Source organism: Flavitalea plasmicola (genome assembly GCF_030546645.1).
Lineage (GTDB): Bacteria > Bacteroidota > Bacteroidia > Chitinophagales > Chitinophagaceae > Puia.
Genome location: NZ_JAUOTO010000015.1, coordinates 22,451 through 42,540, shown reverse-complemented (window position 1 = coordinate 42,540; position 20,090 = coordinate 22,451). Strand labels below are relative to the sequence as shown.

Sequence of the window (20,090 nt, the reverse complement as noted above, 5' to 3'; positions counted from 1 at the left end):
GGCCGATCGTGCCAGGGCGCGGGTGTCGAAGTGGGAGGGAGCGATCTGGCGTATGTGATGTATACGTCGGGCTCTACGGGCCGTCCGAAGGGTGTGATGATAGAGCATGAGGGGCTGTCGAACCGGCTGCGTTGGGCGGGCTGGTATTTAGGTCTGGGGCCGGGGGATGCGGTGCTGCAGAAGACGACGTTCTGCTTCGATGTGTCGGTGTGGGAGCTGCTGGGTCCGTTGGTGTCGGGAGCAACCTTGGTGATGGCGCGTCCCGGCGGTCATCGGGATACGGCCTACCTGCAGTGGGTGATTGCGGCGGAGAAAATAACATGGATCCATTTTGTGCCATCGATGCTGGAGGTGTTCCTGCAGGATGTCGGGCCGGGCATGTGTGCGGGGCTGAAAGGGATATTGTGCAGCGGGGAGGCGTTGCGGAGCAGCCATATAGGGATGATGGCAGAGCGGCTGCCGGGCAAATCGTTGTACAACCTGTATGGACCGACGGAGGCGACGATCGATGTCAGCTGCTGGAGGGTGCCTGTGGGTTCTGGCAGTTGGCCGGTGGTGCCGATAGGGCAGGCGGTATGGAATACAGGCTTGTACATTATGGACGAGCGGGGACAGCTGCTGCCGGATGGTGTGGCAGGAGAGCTTTGCGTAGGCGGTGCGCAGGTGGCGCGCGGCTACTGGGATCGTCCGGAGCTGACGGCGTTGCAGTTTGTGAAGGACCCGTTTACGGGTGGACGGATGTACCGTACGGGGGATCAGGCGCGGTGGCTGCCGGACGGGAACCTGGCGTACCTGGGGCGTCGTGATGGGCAGGTGAAGATCCGGGGTTACCGGGTGGAGCTGGGAGAGATCGAGCGGGTGCTGGGGAGCTGTGAAGGTGTGCTGCAGTGTGTGGTGGTGGCGGGCGAAGAAGGAGGGATGGGCGATAAGGTGCTGGTGGGATATGTGGTGGTGGAAGGGGAGCTGGAGGTGGAAAGGTTGCGTGCGGTGATGCTGCGGGAGCTGCCGGAGTACATGGTGCCCGGGATCCTGGTGCGGCTGGCGGAGCTGCCGCTGACGGCCAGCGGGAAGGTGGACCGCAAAGGCCTGCCGGACCCTGAAGCGTGGGGACCGCTGAAGGATGGATATATGGCGCCTGGCACAGCGCTGGAGAAGACGTTGGCAGAGATATGGCAGCAACTGCTGCAAGTCGGGCGGGTAGGGATATATGATAACTTTTTTCAACTGGGAGGCCATTCTTTAATAGCAATACAATTGGTGTCGAAGATAAGCAAGGAACTCGGCGTCAAAATAGAGATAAGCATCATTTTCTTACATCCGACGATAAGGCAACTGGCACAATGGATAGACAACGGGGCCTCGGATAGTCAGGGTTTCACCGATATCCTCCCCATGAAGGAGCAGCCGTATTACGATCTGTCACAGGCCCAAAAAGGACAATGGCTGATGTATAGGTATGAAAAAAAACAGGGTGCATTCAATTGTGTCATTAATAAGCGCATTGGGGATGTGAACGGGTACGCGATCCGGCAAGCCTGCATGGAGCTGGTCAGGAGGCACGAAAGCCTGCGTTCTATCTTTGTGGACATCGACGGAGGAAAGCAGATCGTAAAGCCATTCGATGAATTTCCGATACCCTTCCAGGTCATTGATATTTCCGCACAGACAGATGTACAGGAAAAGTTGCAGGAATATATAAGCAGTGCCAACAGGCATCTTTTCAACTTTACAGAAGGCCCTCTCTTCTATATACAGCTTATAAAGCTGCACGAAGGCGACCATTATATCATTTTCAATATGCACCATGTCGTTTGCGACGAGTGGTCGAAGAACGTCATTGAGCGTGAATTAATGACCCTTTACAGGATATTTTTGCAGGGGTTGCCCAATGACCTGCCTCCTGTAAAGGTGCAATTCAGGGACTATGTTCATTGGAACAAACAATTGGTCAGGGCGGCGCTAAAGGACGATTTTTTACGCTACTGGCACAGGTTCAGCAAAGAGAAGCTGCCGGCCAGGGACCTGCTTACCAGCCGCAGGCCGGAGCTGGCGCCTGTGTTGCGGCGGCCTTACCGGGAGATCCTCTCCCATGAGATCGGGGAGTGTCTCAAGCCGATGAGCCGTGAGGAGGAGAGCCGGTTCTTCGGCGTCATCGGCAAGGTGGTCATGCATGAAAGCTCTACGTATTATTTTACGATCGCTCCTTTAATGTACGCGGAATTAAAACAGCTTTCAAAGGACTGTAATACCAGCTTGTTCGCGGTGCTGGTGTTTTTCCTGAACCTGTGGGCCCGGGGCCTCACCGGCTGTAATGATATGATCGTGGCGGCTAACGTAGTATTAAGGGACCATGAAAGCCTTGCGGGGCTGATAGGGTTCATGGTCAACACCGTCCTGATAAGGAATTCTGTCGATGAGACCCTGCCGCTGCGCGACGGTATCCGCGCATTGAGCAAGGATATTTTGCACGCTTATAAATATCAGTACTACCCTTTTGAACAAATTCTCGATGATCTTGATATTTCATTTTCGGCCATCAGCCGGATATTCCTGAATATGCCATCCTCTCCGGACAACCATTTGGAGCTTTTGCAGGATCTTGGACCAAGGCATTATGCAAACACCGGCAGCGGTTACTTTGACCTTGACCTGCATATCACAGAATACAGCAATGGCATAGGGATCTATTGCAATTACAAAACGATCTATTACCAGCCGGAAGACATTGAATGGATATTCAGTCATTTTATAAATACCATCGATTCATGTTTATGCCTGAGAACACAGCCGGAACCGGAGCACTTGTAAAGAAGGAGTTCCTTTTCAAGCCTTTCAATGAGGCGATCGAGCACGTAGACATCGGGATATTTCCTTCCAGGGGACGATATTTCAGGAAAAGAATGGACCGCATGGAAAATTTCTTCAGGACCGATGTGTTTTTACCGGGCGGTAAATCCTTTTATCATTTTTTCTTTAACGGCGATTATAAGAACCCCTATAATAACGAGCAATCGGTAATCTCTCCCTATGATGTTCAAAAACGGGCGCCCGTGGTCGTCGAGAGCCAGATCTTTTGCCCACTGGAGTTCAGGAATGAAGTGAATTATATCAGCCATGTCAGGGATGAGGTTTGGGAGATCCGGGCTATTACCCATCAGACATGGATAGGGTCGGTTGAACTGATAACAGGGTCCTCGGCTTATCCATTGCACCTCGCCTTCCGGGAAAAGAATAACGCTTATTGGTTCGTCAGGCTGCCATTTCTGTCTGAAGAGCTGAAGTATACCATGAAGATCTCAGGAGGCGGGCAGGTGAAATATTTATCCGGTGATCACACATTCGTAGATTCCATTCCGGAAGAGAAGTTGTTTATTTTTCCCCTGGTAAGGACGGCGGGAGAAAGTTGCACTCCCCTGAAAGCCGGATACCAGGTACTGCCCGACAGATTCCACATAGGGGGCCCGGGTGGCGACAAAAGGAAGGCGATAATGCGGAGCCCGGCAGCAGACCTGACTGGTGTATTAGGGGGCGACATAAGAGGTATTGTCGAGAAGATGGGATACATCGCCGGCATGGGGTTCGATTTCATATACATGAACCCTGTGTTCGCCGCCAGGAGCTACCACAGGTACGACTGTTCGGATTATATGTCCATCGATCCCGTGCTGGGTGACGATGAAGATCTCAGGGAATTGATCCGCAAAGCGCATGATTGGGGGATCAAAGTTATCCTGGACATCGCCCTGAACCACTGCTCTGCCGAATTCCATGCATGTAAGAACTTACCGGATATGCAGGGGGACCCGGTTTATAAGGACTGGTTCTACAGGCCGCCGTCTTCCCTGCCGGCAGGCAGCGACATTGTGTGCAGCGGTTGGCACGGATATGAAGATCTGCCCCAATTCAACCTGGAGCATAAAGAGGTTCGGGCATACTTCAGGAAGGTGGCCCGGTATTGGCCGGAAGCATTCGGCATCGACGGGTGGAGATTGGATACGGGCACGGAACTGCCAGCAGGATTCGTGGATGAGTTTGTCCACGCCAGCCGCGAGGTCAACCCTCGGCTGCTGGTCATTGCGGAATCCTGGCAGGCGAATTCGAAGGACATGACAGCATCGGGGTGTATAGACGGCACTACGAATTTTGCGCTTTACTGGGATATTATCATCGCATTTTTCCAACAGCGGAAGCTTTCCGTCAACCAGCTTGCGATGAGAATAATGGATATGCTCAGCAGGAACGCTTTCCGCGTCAACCAGTTTTCCTGGAGTTTTGCCAGCAATCATGACGTGCCACGGTTCTTCTCTCTCCTCCGGCAAAAGGAGCATTACCGGCTTGCATTTATTTTGATCTACGCGTTGCCGGGAACACCGGTGATGTATTATGGCGAGGAGACATATATGGAAGGCCTGGCCGATCCTTTCAACAGGCAATGTATGGCGTTTGATTGTCCCGACCATTCCATGACGGATTGTATACGGGCGTTGAACCGGCTGCGGGAAGCATACTTTGATCTTTTCACTTATGGCAGCGTCATATTGGACACACCCGGAGGCGGGGGGCATCTTCTGGTCGTAACAAGAGCGCTGCAGGACCGGCGGCTGCAGTTCTATATAAATTTCGACGACAGCCGGAAGGCTATTGCGGAAGGAGCGTACCGTGTAAATGAATATGGTGTGAGCGCCCTGTATTCCGGACCCGACGAAAATATCAGATCAGTATATGAATTCTAGCTTATGATAGTACATCTCGGTTCAGAAGTCGCGCCTTATTACAAGCGAGGAGGTTTAGGCGATGTGCTGGGCGCTTTGCCAAGGTATCTTTCGGAACGTGAACCCAATATTGTCATTTCTTTTTATTATGAAGGGAGGATGCATGGGCTCAGTCAGGCGCCAGAAGGGGAGATCGCACTCCTTATGCAGGGCATCGAATACAAGTTCGTCTATTATTACCACGATGACGGAGCGGTGAAGTATTATTTTCTTAACATGTCAGACGGCAATGTTTTTAGTGATCTCGAGCCGGGGGAGGACAGCGGCAGACCAAAGGATGGGGAAATGCCCTATCAGCAGAATGCTTCTTTTTTCGCTTACCTGTATTTCGGCAAGGCGGCCCTTCAACTGCTGGAGGACCTTCAGCTGGATCCCGGCCACCTGCTGTTCCATGACTGGCATGTTTGCGGATGCTTTGCGTTCGGCGGGAAGCTGAGCGCTTTGAAAGAAAGAAAACGCTTTTCCACCATTCTAATGATACATAACTACGAGCACCAGGGGGAGATATTCCCGGACGTATGCGATTACCTGGACGAGGAATTAACTTCTCAACTGATGCCTGTCTTTTCCAGGTACGGCATGGCGACGATGCTTTCCCTGGGATTGAAACATGCGGATCATGTTGCTACCGTGAGCGCGACTTATGCAAGGGAACTGGAGGAGCACAGGGTTCCTCATCCCGGGCTCGTATTCCTGGAGCTGATAAAGAGGAAGAAAGTACATGCTTTGCCGAATGGCATCGATGACAGGGTTTGGAAAATGAAGCCTCACCTGCCGGAGTTTTTTGAGGACAAATGCAGGGAGGTCGTTGAAATGAAGCGGAAGGCCAGGTTGAAAATAACAGGAAAATATGCGCTGCACTGCACGGAAGCCCCGCTGGTGGTGATGCTATGCCGTCTTACGGAGCAAAAAGGCATAACGTTGCTCATGAATTTCTGGGATAGTGAAGCAGTAGCAATGAAGAAGCTGGAGGCATTGTTGAATTCCGGCATCGGGCTGATCGTATGCGGCCATCCTGCGGGTGGTCTGACAGGAAATGTACATAGAAGATTTGCCCTTGCACAGCAACGGTTTCCCGGAAGGTTCAGCTATATCCCCCAATATAGCGACTTGCTTGCCAGAGAACTGCTGGCAGCATCGGATGCCATCCTCTGTCCATCGCTTTTTGAACCTTGCGGACTGGTACAGCTATACGCCATGGCATTCGGGTGCATTCCTATCGTGCGCCCGGTGGGCGGTCTGCGCGATACTGTAAAACCCTATGGGGAAAATGCGGGCGGCAGCACCGGGTTCTATATCGGCGAGTTCAGCTATGACAGTTTGCTTGCCACTGTCAACGAAGCGGTGGATGTCTATAAGCATAAAAAGGATGCCTGGCAAAAAATGGTCGTTCATTGCCTGGGTGAGGACCATTCCTGGGATAAGGCCAAGGAGCGATATTTCGATTTTTTCGGGCAGATATTGCATGGTGAAATTTCCTAATTTGTACTTTGCTTCTGCGGAATAATTTTTTAAGATTTTTTTTGTTTCATTTTTCTTTAAATTAAAATTTAAATCGATAAATTACGCTATACACGCCTAACCGCGATTTCCCTGTTTCCTATCCCCGCGAGAACTTAGAAATAACCGTTATAACCTTTTCGTCAGACCTATCTATGAATATTCGGCATTATTTTTACCGGCACTCCAGGCCTATCATTGTTTTTATCGTACTCGGCGCTATTAACAGTCTGGTGAGCAGTCTGGTCCTGATATTTATCGGTCATGCCATCAGACAGCAGCCCCTTCCCTACTTTCCCCGTTTCGACTGGCTGATGTTCCTCCTTATTATATTGACATCGGTGACGTTGAGTTATATCTATCAGGCCAATATCATCAGGTTTACCAATAACAATCTTTATGAGCTGGAGACCTCCATTCTCGATAAGCTGAGATTTGCCGATTACGAATCATTTGAAAAGCTTGGTAGCGAAAAAATTTATGCAACGCTCACGGATATTAAGCTGCTTGCGGGCATTCCTCAGAACCTGATAACCTTCGTCAACTCCTCCATTATTATTATTTGCGCGCTGGCATATATGTTTGTCCTGTCGCCGTTGAGCGCATTGCTGATCCTTTCCCTGGTGGTGGGACTAACGGGCTTTTATATTTTGAGGAATAGACTGATCGAAAAGGACCTGAATAAGCTGAGAGATCTGCAAAACACCTATTACAGGCATCTGCGGGATCTGATCATGGGGTTCAAAGAAGTGAAGCTAAGCACGGTGCGAAATGATAATTTAACCGAGAATTTCCTGAAAAGGACCCTAAAGCAGTCGAGGGGTTACGACCGGAAGACTGCGATGCGCTATATGAGGAACGGGCTGGTTGGGGGGTACAGCTGGTACATGGTGCTGGGAATTGTCTTATACGTATTTCCAAAGTTCTTGCATTTAAATACTGCATCCAGCCTCACTTTTGTTTTTGCCATCCTTTATATTATGGGTCCCGTGGCAACAATTGTCGGAGCCATTCCTTTTTACACCAGGATGAAGATCGCCTTCGAGCGGATCAATGCGCTGGAAAGGGATATTAATGCAACGAGCCCGCATGCGGGGCACAGGGATATGCCTGATAAAGGGCAGAATTTCGAAAGCATTTTTTTTAACAATGTAAGATATTCCTATACCAGCAGGAATAAAGAGCAGTCTTTTACGCTGGGGCCGTTGAACCTGGAGATAGGGAAGGGAGAGATTGTTTTTATAATGGGGGGCAACGGCAGCGGGAAGACCACTTTTGTCAATCTGCTCACCGGGCTGTACAGGCCGGCAGCGGGCAGGATAATGATGAATGGCGAAGTCGTTTCGATGAGGGGCTATTCGTTCTACTGTGACCAGCTGTCTGCCATTTTTACGAATAACCATTTATTCTCCGAGAACTACAATGACTTTGAAGTAGATACCGAAGACCCTTACCTTAGAAAACATATTGAATTGTTCAGGTTGACTTCCGTGCTGCAGATGAACAAGGAGAGAGGTTTTTTCGATAATAATCTTTCCAAGGGACAGCAGAAGCGGCTGGCTATGATCTATGCGCTTATGGAAGACAGGCCTGTTATCATCCTGGACGAATGGGCGGCCGAGCAGGACCCCGGTTTCCGGGCCTATTTTTACAGGGAGCTCATCCCCTGGCTGAAGAACCAGGGAAAGACCGTGGTTGCCGTCACTCACGACGATGCCTATTACAGTTATGCGGACAGACTGATCAAGTTCGACTTTGGAAAGATCGTTTATGATGACGTTCCCAGGCTGGAACGGGCTGATCTAATCAATTATAAATAATGGCGATGAATTTATTCTGTTTACCGTTTGCGGGAGGAAGCAAGTATTCATATACAGACTATCAGAAACATGCCAGGGACAAATTAAACCTGATATCCGTCGAGCTGCCTGGAAGGGGAACGCGATTCAAGGAGAAACTGCTGCAGGACGCATCGCAGGCGGTGGACGATATTTTGCGGCAGATCCAGCCAGTGCTGCAGGAACCATATGCTATCTATGGGCATAGCATGGGCGGCCTGCTTGCGTTCCTGACCCTGAAAAAAATAATCGAAGCGAATTTACCCCGGCCTTTGCATCTGTTTGTTTCGGGCTGCGGCGGCCCGGCGACCCTCGAGAGCAAGCGGGAAGAAAAATACCATGAATTGACGAAAGAAGATTTCCTCGCGAAAGTAAAGGAAATGGGGGGGATGCCTGATGAAGTACTTCAATGCGATGAACTAATGGTATTCTTTGAGCCTATCCTTCGATCGGACTTTAAAATAGTTGAAATGTACAGATATAGCCAGTCGGCGCCATTCGATGTCCCCATTTCGGTCTTCTTCGGGTCTGAGGAAGAGACGAAATATGAAGATGCCCGGCTGTGGCAACAGGAAACGACCGGTGAGCTAAAAATAAGAGAGTTCCCCGGAAAGCATTTCTTTATCTTTTCTTTCAGTGAAGAAATAGTAAAAGACATTATCCATACACTCAATCAAAAAATTACCAATGAACGAACAGCCGTTATATCTTAAGCCCAATGTTGTCATCGAGCCTTTATTCAATAGATGGTATGCATGGTCCCATTTAATCTCGCCTGCAACAGCTGCTATGAATATCACTGGCCGGCATCTCAAGATACTTAACTCCTATATCCAGGCGCCCCATATACATGCGGCAGCTGTCAAGAACCCGAAGATGTTGGGTGGTCCCTTCGTCGACTACGACGGGGGACGGGTGGATGATATCAGGCAGCTGCGCGACAGGACCATCGAAGAGCAAAATGACCTCGTAGAACTTTCCGAAGCGATCAAACAGCTGGAAAAACTGCTGAAGAACCATCCGAAAGGGTTTTCACTGGAGCCATTATACGACAAGATCCCGGCCATGCTGAAAGGCTATGTGGAACTGGTGTATGACCTTAATAATAATCCGTCCTACAGGTTTTTTGAACACCTGTTATACAAAAGCCCGTTTTATAAACCGTCCTGTCAGAGCATTGCGCTTTGGATCACGGAGAATGACGAAAGACCATTTGTATTAAGCACCCCGAGGCTGGATGAGAAACATGTTCTCCATTTAAATATCCCTTTCAACCACCCGGGCATCGATGAACTGGCAAAGATGAAACGGACACCTCAAACCTATGCCTATATAAAGGACATGATGGGGATAAAAGAGGAGGAGGATGCGTTATTCAGGACTTTTTTCACGGCGGAAAGCCTGCCGGGCTATAAGAAATATGAAGGTGATAAGATCCGGATGCGCTATTTCGGGCATGCATGCATCCTGGTGGAAACAAAAGAGGTCAGCATCCTGGTAGATCCGCTGATCAGCTATTACGGGTACCAGCATGAAGTAGCCAGGTTTTCCGATATCGACCTTCCCGACGTCATAGATTATGTGCTCATAACGCACAACCACCAGGATCATGTGCTTTTTGAGACGTTATTGCCATTGCGTCATAAGATCAGGCACCTGATTGTCCCGCGCAGCGGTTCGGGCGCCTTGCAGGACCCTTCCTTAAAGCTGATGTTCAAGAACATGGGTTTTCAAAATATTTTTGAGCTGGACGAGATGGAGAGCACTCAATTCTCGGATTGCACTATTACAGGCATCCCTTTCCTTGGTGAACACTGCGATCTCAACATACATTCCAAGATCTGCCACCACGTTAAAGTGGATAAGTTCTCCATGCTGTTCGTTGCGGACTCCTGCAATATCGAACCTGCGTTGTACCAGCACATTTACAAGGAGATAGGGGATGTCGATATTATCTTCATCGGGATGGAGTGCGACGGTGCGCCGCTGACGTGGTTGTATGGCCCACTAATGACCGATGAGCTGTCGAGGGACAAAGACAGCTCCAGGCGACTGGCGGGATCCAACTTCGAAAGGGGGATGGCGCTGGTGGACGTCTATCACCCGAAAGAGGTGTATGTATACGCCATGGGTATGGAGCCATGGCTGAAGTTCATCAGCAGTATTCAGTACACGGACGAGTCCAACCCGATCATTGCTTCGAACATGCTGGTGAAAAAATGCATTCAGCAGGGCATCGTCGCGGAACGGCTATATGGAGAGAAAGAATTGTTCTATTTGAAACAGCCGGTGCATGAAGTCCTGGCAGAGATATAACCGATCAATTTAGAGGCGGGCCATATTATGGATGTACGATCAAACCACCGTATTACAGATTGTTTAGAGCATTGTGCTGAAACAAAGGCAGAAAAGGTGGCATTCACCTACCTCGCGGATGGAGAAGATATAGAGATTAACCTTACCTGGCGCGAACTATGTGCAGATGCCAAAGCCATTGCCTCCCGTTTGAGGAAAGATCGTACGCCGGGAGCGCGGGTCATATTGCTTTATCCACCGGGAACGGATTTTATAAAAGCATTTTTTGCATGTCTTTATGCGGACCTCATTGCCGTCCCTTGCCCTCTGACAGGCCGGGGGCGGTGGGCGGAGGCGCCCGGACGCATTGCCGCCGATTGCGGAGCCACTTTGATCCTTACAAGCACCAGCGGGGGCCGGCAGCACCGATTGGAAAAGGAAAACCCCGGATGCAGGGTGCTGTGCTCTGACCTCATCGGCGACGATACGGCTGAACCGGACGATGGGCAACGGACGAAAAGCGATATTGCCTTTCTTCAATACACTTCCGGATCCAGCGGGAAGCCCAAAGGGGTGATGGTTACGCATGACAATGTCATCTGCAACCAGGAATTGATAAAAGCTGCATTCAGACAGGATGAGAAGGCGGTGATCGTAAGCTGGCTTCCATTTCACCATGATATGGGGCTCATCGGGAATATATTGCATACGGTCTACCTGGGGGCAAAGTGCGTGCTGATGGCGCCTTCTGATTTTATACAGCGGCCGCTGCGTTGGCTGAAGGCCATACACAAATATAAAGGGACTACCAGCGGTGGACCTGATTTTGCTTATGAGCTGTGTGCGAAGAAAATTTCGGATGACGAAAAGAAAGACCTCGATCTGAGTTCATGGAAAACGGCCTACAACGGCGCTGAACCCGTGCGTGCAGCAACCCTCCGGGAATTTGCTGCTGCATTTGGCGCCTGTGGCTTCAAGGCCGGCTCGTTCCAGGCCTGCTATGGGATGGCTGAAGCGACCCTGTTGATCGCAGCCGCCCCTAATGGAGATGGACCCAGGACAATTGAATATGTCGCGCCCGGGGCCCCTCTTTATGAACTGGTGTCATGTGGAAGACCATACGGTTATGATGTACAGATCGTTGATGGAGATGGTAAAGCGCTGAAAGAAAAAGAAGTGGGTGAAATATGGATCAACGGTAACAGCGTTGCACGGGGATATTGGGGGGACAAGCAAGAAAACGCCTCATTCGATCATGATTTCCAGGGAAATGAACGGCGGTACTTTCGGACCGGCGACCTGGGGATGTTCGAAGGTGGTGAATTATTCATATGCGGGAGGATCAAGGACCTCATTATTCTCAATGGCGTCAACTATTATCCCGGCGACATCGAAGAAGTTGCTGCCGGCTGCAGCGATCTGATACCTTCCCGGGGCTGCGCCGCCTTCACCATTGAAAAGGAGCAAAAGGAAAAGCTTGTGGTCGTATGTGAGGTGGATAATGACAGCGCGGCTGCCTATGACCACATCTGCCGGGATATTGCATCTGCCCTGTCCGAAGCGTTCGGCATCGGCGCGGAAGAGATCGTCCTCATCAGGAAAGGGACGCTGGCAAAGACCACCAGCGGCAAGGTGCGCCGGCCGGCGAATAAGGACCTCTTTGCGAATAATGCGCTTAATATTGTATATAGATCTCCGTTTAGGGATGCGCTGCCCGATAGCCGCGGGTATATATTATCGCCCACGGAAAAAAGGATCCTGGATGCAGTGCGGGAAGTGTCGGGCATCGGGGATGTCCATCCGGACGACGCACTCTTTTCGGCGGGGCTCGATTCCATTAAAATGGTACAACTGGCGGGACTCCTGCCGGACATTATGGATGACTATACCTTACTCTTCTCCTATCCTACCATACGCAGCCTGGCAGGATTCATCGACGCGAGGAACAGCAGCGGCCAAATTATATTCCGGGCCACGGTACAACAAGCCGTTCATGATCTGTCGACCGTGCAAAAAGCAATGTGGTATGATCAGCAGCTGAAAGGAGAGAGCACCTGCTATAACCTTCCTGTTGTGCTGGAATGGGATACGCCACCCGATCTGATGATACTGGAAAAGACGCTGAATGAAATTATCAGGGAACAGGAAATATTAAGGACCTCCTTTCCACGGCAAGGGGATAGGGTGGTTCAGCTCGTAGGAGATTATTTGCACGTCGGAATAAAGTCGATAGACCTTTCTTCGCCGGCAGACGTTTCACAGCATAAGGGATATCTCCAGACGGTGCGACAGGAGGCTAATAAGTATATAGACGTTACCCGGCTGCCACTGTTTCATCTGACAGCTATCCGACTGGATGATGGCACCTGTAAACTGCTGCTGGTAGCTCATCACCTGATCGCCGACGGCTATGCGCTCATGCTCCTCTCCTCGGAATTGAGGGCCAGGTATGATGCCACCGTGGCCAACAGGCAAATACCAAGCAGGTTATCCTCTTTCCAGTACAGGGATTATATTGCTTTTGACGCCCTCCGGAGCGCTTCTCCGGAAATGGAGGCGACCCATCAGTATTGGCTGGCTCAATTGCGGGATGCCGCGGAATTTAAATTGCCTTATGATTTTCCCAGGACGGACATCAACGACAGGAAAGGCGCTTCTGTTATCGATGTCATCCACCGTGATCAATGGACGGCAGTGGATAGGCTTGCCCGGCAACATGGGGTTACGGTATATACGGTCCTGCAGTGCGCTTTTGTCTTATTGATGAGCAAATTCTCCCGGCGGAAAGAAGTTATATTAGGCATGCCTGTGGCAGGTAGGGACCACCCGGCCTTGCGGAATATGCTCGGTATTTTTGTCAATACCGTCCTTCTCAGGTACAAGCTGGCCGACATCGTCACGATCGAAGATCTGCTGAGCGAAATAAAAACCGCTATTGAACGGGGCTTGAGGCATCATCGTTATTCCCCCGGTCTTATTGCGGAACAATTGGGCCTCGGGCGCAGGATCGGAGGATTTCCTTTTACGGCAGTTTTTTTCAACGGATTACTTTTTTTAGAAAACAAGGATGTTCCGGATGCATTCGGATTTTTTCCAGGGAACACTGGCATCGATATGAATGTGGACCTGAATTGTTATATCACGGGCGCAGGAGATGTTTTTCATGTGCGGATGGATTACAGAACGGCGTGTTTCAGGGAGACCACGGTTAAGCTGTTACTTAAAGAATTCAAACAGATCCTCGGCCTGGTGACCCAGGCGCCGGGTACGGCTATAGCACCTATTTATAATGCCAGGTTCAGCCGTTTGAGTGCTGACGAAAAAGCCCGGATAATCCAACTGTCTTCGGGAGAGACAAGAACTTATCCGCCTGGTGAGCACATTGCTTCCCTTGTGGAGAAGCAGGCCGCAGCCACTCCGGAGAGGACTGCCATCGTATGCGGTGGCAGGGCTGTTACTTACCGGGATGCCAATGGCAAGGCTAATCACCTGGCGAAACTGTTACGGGAGCGGGGTGTCCGCCAGGGCGATTTTGTCGCAATGTTCATGGACAAGGGGTTGGAGATCCCCATCTGCATGCTGGCATTGTTGAAGATAGGCGCGCCCTTTGTACCCATCGACCTGGACTGGCCCGTGAAAAGAATTGACCTGTTGATGGAAGAGCTGGAGCCGGCCCTGCTGGTCTTCAACAAAGGGGGGCGAAAAGTCCATCCGGGAGGAGGACATGAACAAATAGAGATCGCCTTTGATCTCCTGGATACCGGCCTGCCTGATACGAAGGATAGTATCTCCCTGGATACCCCCATTTACGGAATGTATACCTCCGGTACGACGGGGATGCCCAAATGCACGGTAAATATTCAAAGAGGGATCCTGAACAGGCTGCTCTACATGAACAAACGTTATGGACAGAATAAGGAGGAGAGCGTTCTGTTTGCCAGTAAATATGATTATGATGCCTGTGTCTGGCAAATGTTCTGGCCTTTGCTGAATGGCGGCAAGACTGTCATTCCTACTCCTGCCGAAGATATGGATTTCCATGCCCTCATAGACCTGATCGAGCAAGAGCAGGTGACCTTTACTGACTTTGTTCCTTCTGTTTTTTCCGTTTTTGTTGATTACCTGGAGATCTCAGGTGAGAAAGGGAAAACGAAGGCAAGTTCTTTACGCCAGCTGCTCATCGGCGGAGAGGCTATGAACCCCAAAGCTATCAGGAGGTTCAGGGAGATGCTTCCGGAAGTGGGGATAACGAATACGTACGGGGCTACAGAAGCTTCCATGGGTACGGTGTTTTTTGAGATCAGTGGGGAGATCGGGGACAACATACCCATAGGCAGGCCCATCGATAATGTAAAGGCCTTGCTGCTGGACGAGGAGCTGCAGCCGGTGGCGCCGGGAGAGCCGGGCGAATTATACCTGGGAGGCGACTGCGTCGGCCTGGGCTATCTGAAAGACGAGACAAGGACCAATGCATCGTTCATCCCTAACCCGGTGCCGGAATCAGGACAGGGTACTCTTTACAGGACCGGGGATATGGCGCGCTTTGAGAACGGCAACATCCTGTACATCGGCCGGAGGGACTTGCAGGTAAAGATAAATGGCGTCAGGATCGAGCTGGGTGAGATCGAGGCCTCCCTCCTGAAGCATGAACACATTCATGAGGCTGTCGTGCTACTGGATAAGAAGGACCCGGACGATGCTTATCTGGTGGCCTACATAAAAACCGGGGAAGCGGTGGATCCCTTTAGGCTGAACAGATTCCTGTCCCAATGGCTGCCTGATCACATGCTGCCTGCCGCCTATGTCAAAGTGAGGGAATTCCCGCGCATCGGCATCGGCAAAGTGGACAAAAGGGCATTGGCGGCCATGCCGAATGAAAAGCTCAAAATGGCTGCCGCTTATGAAGCACCGGCTACCAGGATGGAAGAACGGCTTGCCGCTCTATGGTCCGGGTTGTTGAACAGGCAACAGATCGGGAGGAACGATGACTTCTTTTCCATCGGGGGCAATAGCCTCAAGGCGATGCAGCTGCAGACCCGTATCCAGGCAGACATGGGATACAGGACAGGCTTGCGGGAAATATTTACCCATCCCATTCTGGCCGACCTGGCCTTGTCCATCAGCGCCTCAGGGACTGGCGGCGGTGACATCATACCCCTGGCCGGCCATTCCCGGAGTTATTTGCTCACAGACAGCCAGTTCCGCCTGTGGGTGCTCAGCCAGGCGGAGGACAGTTCCTGTGCATACAACATACAGGGCGGCATCGATATAACAGGCGACCCCGATACTACACTGCTGCATCGCGCTATACAATACCTTATAAGCCGGCATGAAAGCCTCCGGACCGTCTTCCGCGAAGCGCCCGCAGGTGAAATTAGACAGTACATTCTACCCTCGCCGCCCGTATACAACGTTCAGTACCCCGACCTCAGCAGAACAGCAGATGCGGATAAGGATATACGGGAATTTGCATTGGCCGAAGAGGGACGTCCGTTTGATCTTGGCGTATGGCCGCTGTTCAGGATTAGCGTCCTCGCCAGGGCTCCACGGAAATACGTTTTGCTGATCACCATGCACCATATCATCAGTGATGGATGGTCCGTCGAGAACATATTGAGAGAGCTGTCCCAGGTCTATAGCGACTATGCCGGCAACAGAGAGCCGTCGTTAACTCCCCTGAGGATCCAGTACAAGGATTATGCCGCCTGGGAAAACACCCATTTGCAGTCAACCCGGGAGAAACAGAACGAAGAATATTGGCTCAACCAGCTTGGTGGCGAGCTGCCTGTCCTGCAGCTGCCCTTTGATAAGACCCGCCCCGCCGTCAAAACATACAAGGGCGACACGATCATTACAATGATCCCTTCCCCGTTGGTCTCCGGGTTAAGAGCGCTGTGTTCGGAGGAAGGTGCTACTTTGTTCATGGGATTGCTGGCGGGTATCAACGCAGTGCTATACCGGTATACGGGGCAGGACGATATTGTACTGGGGACGCCTGTTGCTACCAGGGACGAAAAAGAGCTGGAACACCAGGTCGGATTATACCTCAATACCCTGGCCATCAGGACCCGCGTCCGGGGAAATGAACCTTTCTCGGGACTGCTGAGACAGGTGAAAGAATTATTGCTGGGTGCGTATACGCATAAAGCTTACCCATTTGCCAGGCTGGTAGACAGGCTGGATCTCCCAACCGACAACAGCAGGTCCGCCTTGTTTGATATACTGGTCGTCCTTCAGAACCAGGTAGAGCTTGAAACCAATAAAAGATATTCTTTTGAAGGCCTCGATGTCACCGTCATGAACGACCTCCAGCGGAAGACCAGCCAGTTCGACATTACTTTCGAGTTCGAAGAGCAGGCTGACGGGCAATTGCTATTGAATGCCATTTATAACCCTGACATTTTCAGCCGGGATAATATCAGACAGCTGCTGGACCATTTGATCCAATTCCTGGACGCCGCGCTGGCGGGCATGGATACGGTGATAGATGAGATCGATTACCTGGATGCTGAAGAGACGGACCTGCTGGTGCGGAAAGTAAACCCGGCGAAGACGGATGTGCCCGCCTACAAAAGCATTACAGCACTTTTTGAGGAGCAGGTCCGCCTTGCCCCGGATTCGGTGGCGCTGGTGTATAATGATCAACGCCTGGACTACAAGACTTTGCATGAGCTGTCAGGGCAATTAGCCTGGTGGCTGCATACATCTTATGACTTAGGGCCAGGATCGCTTGCGGGGATTATGCTGGAAAGATCGGAATGGATGGTGATCTCCATGCTTGCGGTACTGAAGACGGGGGCGGGGTATGTCCCTATCGACCCGGCTTATCCGCAACAGCGGATCGATCTTATGGTCGGGGATTCGGGGTGTAAAGTGATCATCGATGAAGATGTCCTCAGGAGTTTCAGACAGCAGCAGGCAGGGATCTCCCCTGGCGGCAACGGATTCGCAACAGCGGACGGAAGTGCCATCGCTTATATCATTTACACCAGCGGAACGACCGGCCGGCCCAAAGGGGTGAAGATAACCCACTCCAATGTGTTCAACCTCCTCAGCTGGGCGCTGTCTGTCTATTCAGCAGAAGAGATAAGCGGGGTGCTGGCCGGCACCTCTATTTGTTTTGACCTTTCCGTTTTCGAGATATTTTTGCCCCTGGCGGGAGGCGGTACATGCATACTTGCCAACAACGCCGCAGAGATCGATACATTGCCTGGTAAGCAGGAGATCACTCTGATCAATACAGTTCCGTCCGTAGCTGTGGAACTGGCCAGGGCTGGAACGATACCTTTGTCGGTGTCGGTCATCAACCTGGCGGGCGAAGCTTTAAGAAGCGGCCTGGTCAGGCAATTATACGCCTTCAGCCAGGTGAAAAAGGTATACAACCTCTACGGCCCTACGGAAACCACGACGTATTCCACTGCTGCCCTGGTGTCTGCGGACGATGATGAAGAGCCGTCCATCGGTGAGCCCATACGCAATACGCGGCTATACGTGCTGGATGGAAATCAAAGATTATTGCCTTTCGGGGCAGCAGGGGAAATCTACATCGGCGGCGATGGGGTTTCTCCCGGCTACCTGCATGACGTGCGGCAGGAAAGGTTTGTAGAAGACCGGTACAGTCATGGGGGCGGGCGTCTCTTCCGGACCGGAGACATCGGCAGGTGGATGCCCGGCAGGAAGATGAAGTACCTGGGAAGAAATGACCATCAGGTCAAGATAAAGGGCTACCGGATAGAGTTACAGGAGATAGAGAAAACCCTATCGGGTCATGAAGATGTCCGGGAGGTTGCGGTCGTAGCCGGGCAGGACGAAAGTGATATCCCGGTGCTGCTGGCGTATGTGGTGCGGGAGGGAGCGATGACGGCATCGGACCTGCGTAGCTATATAAGACTTCGTTTGCCGGAGTACATGGTGCCGGCTCACTTCATTTTCTTCCAGCGCTTGCCACTGACGCCGAATGGCAAGCCGGACAAAGCCGCCCTGGCTGCGGATTGGAAAAAGTATATGGTCCGCGTGGTCCGGGATGATCACGGCCGGACACCGATGGAAAGGAAGCTGCTGGAGATCTGCAAGGAAGTGCTCGCCTCCGGCGAGGTGGCGATGGAGGACGACTTTTTCGACCTGGGCGGCCATAGCATCAAAGCATTGAGGCTGATAGCCCGTATTCGAAGGGAGTTCAATGTAAGATTGAGCATAAGGAATATATTTCAAAGCTCCGGTATTGAAGGCATCGCCGGCCGTATCCGGTCGGCCCGGCAGGAACTGTACCAGCAAATAATGCCTGCCGGAGAGCAGGCATCCTATGATCTTTCCGAAGCGCAGAAAAGAGTCTGGCTGTCCTGCCAGTTCGAAGGGAATAACAGGACTTATAATATTCCCATCGCATTCATGATAAAACAACCTGTTGAACGCAACTTCCTGGAACAGGCATGCCGCGGGATGATCGAAAGACACGATACTCTCCGGACATCCTTTTTCCTGGAGGAGGACCAGCCCAGGCAGAAAGTGCTTGCCGCTGGCCAGGTTGCTTTCGAAGTGGCCTCCATCGATGTACGATTGCCCGGAAAGGATCTTGAAAGGTCTTTACAGGAGTGGATCACGGAGGAGATCGATCTGCAAAAGGCGCCCTTGCTGAAAGTACTTTTAGTATGCGTTGCCGCAGACAGATATATTCTCGTCTTTAACATCCATCATATCATAGCCGACGGTGTATCGCTGAAAATAATTGTAAAAGAGCTCTTTCAGGCATATGCGGAGTTAGCCGCGGGACGGGAGCCCTCCGCACGGCGCCCGGAGAACCAATATAAAGATTATGTCGCCTGGGAAAAGAACAGGCAATGCAATAGCTATTATGACACCTGCAGGGAGCACTGGCTCCTGAAGTTCAAGGACGCCCCGGCCGCGATAGAGCTTTCGTCCCGTACGAAGAAAGGAATGTTCAGCGCCAATGATGGAAATGTTTTCTCTGTGGAGGTCGACGAATCCTTGTTCGACATGATCCGGAGCACGGCCGCAGACTGGAATGCAACTACCTTCTCCGTCCTGGTGGCAGGAATTAACCTGCTGCTGAACATATATTCCGGCAGTGATGACATCGTGATCGCATTGATCAACGATGCCAGGAGCCAGATCGAGTTGGAAGACCAGGTGGGGCTGTACACCGGCTTTTCGCCATTGAGGACGGTAGTAAGGCCTGATGCCAGCCTTTATGACATGGTCACTCAGGTACAGGAAGGTATCCTGGATGCGCTCGAGTTCAATTTGTATTCATACGCGGACCTGGTGAAGGATCTTTTCCCTGATAGAAAGAACGGGACAGCCTTTTCCGATATAGTCGTTCAGCTGCAGGACCTGACCGATCTCGGCAAACTTAGCGCCACCACCCTTTCACCCGAACCCTATAACCTGAACTATAAAGTAAGCCATTTCAAATTAAACTTTGATTTCTACGTGAAGCAGGATGGGCTGGTCCTGAATATCAGGTTCAGCTCAGCCTATTACGATATGCCCTGGATCAGTAACGCCTGGGAGGACCTGAGGTCCTTACTTGAAAAGATCTGCCTGCATCGCGACGGACAGGCCGGCGATAAGGCGTTGGTCAGGGATGTTGTCAGGGAGTTCAAGGATCATGCCCTGCCGGATGTCATCGGAGATATGTCTTTTTCAATATAACCACAATACCAAA

At 51.3% G+C, this 20,090-nt stretch carries 7 protein-coding genes; all 7 read left to right on the top strand.

Annotated elements, in window-relative coordinates:
- The coding region (locus Q4E93_RS34270) for an amino acid adenylation domain-containing protein (RefSeq protein WP_303592625.1) at nt 1–2,808 on the top strand (2,808 nt) is incomplete at its 5' end.
- Nucleotides 2,772–4,733 (top strand): alpha-amylase family glycosyl hydrolase, encoded by a 1,962-nt coding sequence (locus tag Q4E93_RS34265; protein ID WP_303592623.1) that lies wholly within the window; start codon nt 2,772–2,774, stop codon nt 4,731–4,733. The genes Q4E93_RS34270 and Q4E93_RS34265, both read left to right, overlap by 37 nt.
- A gap of 3 nt (nt 4,734–4,736) precedes the next feature.
- Complete coding sequence (locus tag Q4E93_RS34260) at nt 4,737–6,254, top strand: glycogen/starch synthase (protein ID WP_303592621.1); 1,518 nt, start codon at nt 4,737–4,739, stop codon at nt 6,252–6,254.
- 173 nt (nt 6,255–6,427) lie between these two features.
- The gene (locus Q4E93_RS34255; RefSeq protein ID WP_303592619.1) at nt 6,428–8,092 is read left to right on the top strand and encodes a cyclic peptide export ABC transporter; all 1,665 of its coding nucleotides are present in this window, start codon (nt 6,428–6,430) and stop codon (nt 8,090–8,092) included.
- A 5-nt stretch (nt 8,093–8,097) separates the two neighbouring features.
- On the top strand, nt 8,098–8,823 hold the full coding sequence (locus Q4E93_RS34250; protein ID WP_303592617.1) for a thioesterase II family protein: 726 nt from the start codon (nt 8,098–8,100) through the stop codon (nt 8,821–8,823).
- The gene (locus tag Q4E93_RS34245) at nt 8,798–10,426 is read left to right on the top strand and encodes an MBL fold metallo-hydrolase (protein ID WP_303592616.1); all 1,629 of its coding nucleotides are present in this window, start codon (nt 8,798–8,800) and stop codon (nt 10,424–10,426) included. Before Q4E93_RS34250 ends, Q4E93_RS34245 begins: the two co-directional genes overlap by 26 nt.
- A gap of 27 nt (nt 10,427–10,453) precedes the next feature.
- Nucleotides 10,454–20,077, top strand: a complete 9,624-nt coding sequence (locus Q4E93_RS34240) for a non-ribosomal peptide synthetase (RefSeq protein ID WP_303592615.1) — start codon at nt 10,454–10,456, stop codon at nt 20,075–20,077.
- Nucleotides 20,078–20,090: the final 13 nt, after the last annotated feature.

Excerpts from the sequence above, each read along its gene's own strand:
- Q4E93_RS34265 (WP_303592623.1), top strand. The coding sequence starts at position 2,772 with ATGCCTGAGAACACAGCCGGAACCGGAGCACTTGTAAAGAAGGAGTTC.
- Q4E93_RS34260 (WP_303592621.1), top strand. The coding sequence starts at position 4,737 with ATGATAGTACATCTCGGTTCAGAAGTCGCGCCTTATTACAAGCGAGGA.
- Q4E93_RS34255 (WP_303592619.1), top strand. The coding sequence starts at position 6,428 with ATGAATATTCGGCATTATTTTTACCGGCACTCCAGGCCTATCATTGTT.
- Q4E93_RS34250 (WP_303592617.1), top strand. The coding sequence starts at position 8,098 with ATGAATTTATTCTGTTTACCGTTTGCGGGAGGAAGCAAGTATTCATAT.
- Q4E93_RS34245 (WP_303592616.1), top strand. The coding sequence starts at position 8,798 with ATGAACGAACAGCCGTTATATCTTAAGCCCAATGTTGTCATCGAGCCT.
- Q4E93_RS34240 (WP_303592615.1), top strand. The coding sequence starts at position 10,454 with ATGGATGTACGATCAAACCACCGTATTACAGATTGTTTAGAGCATTGT.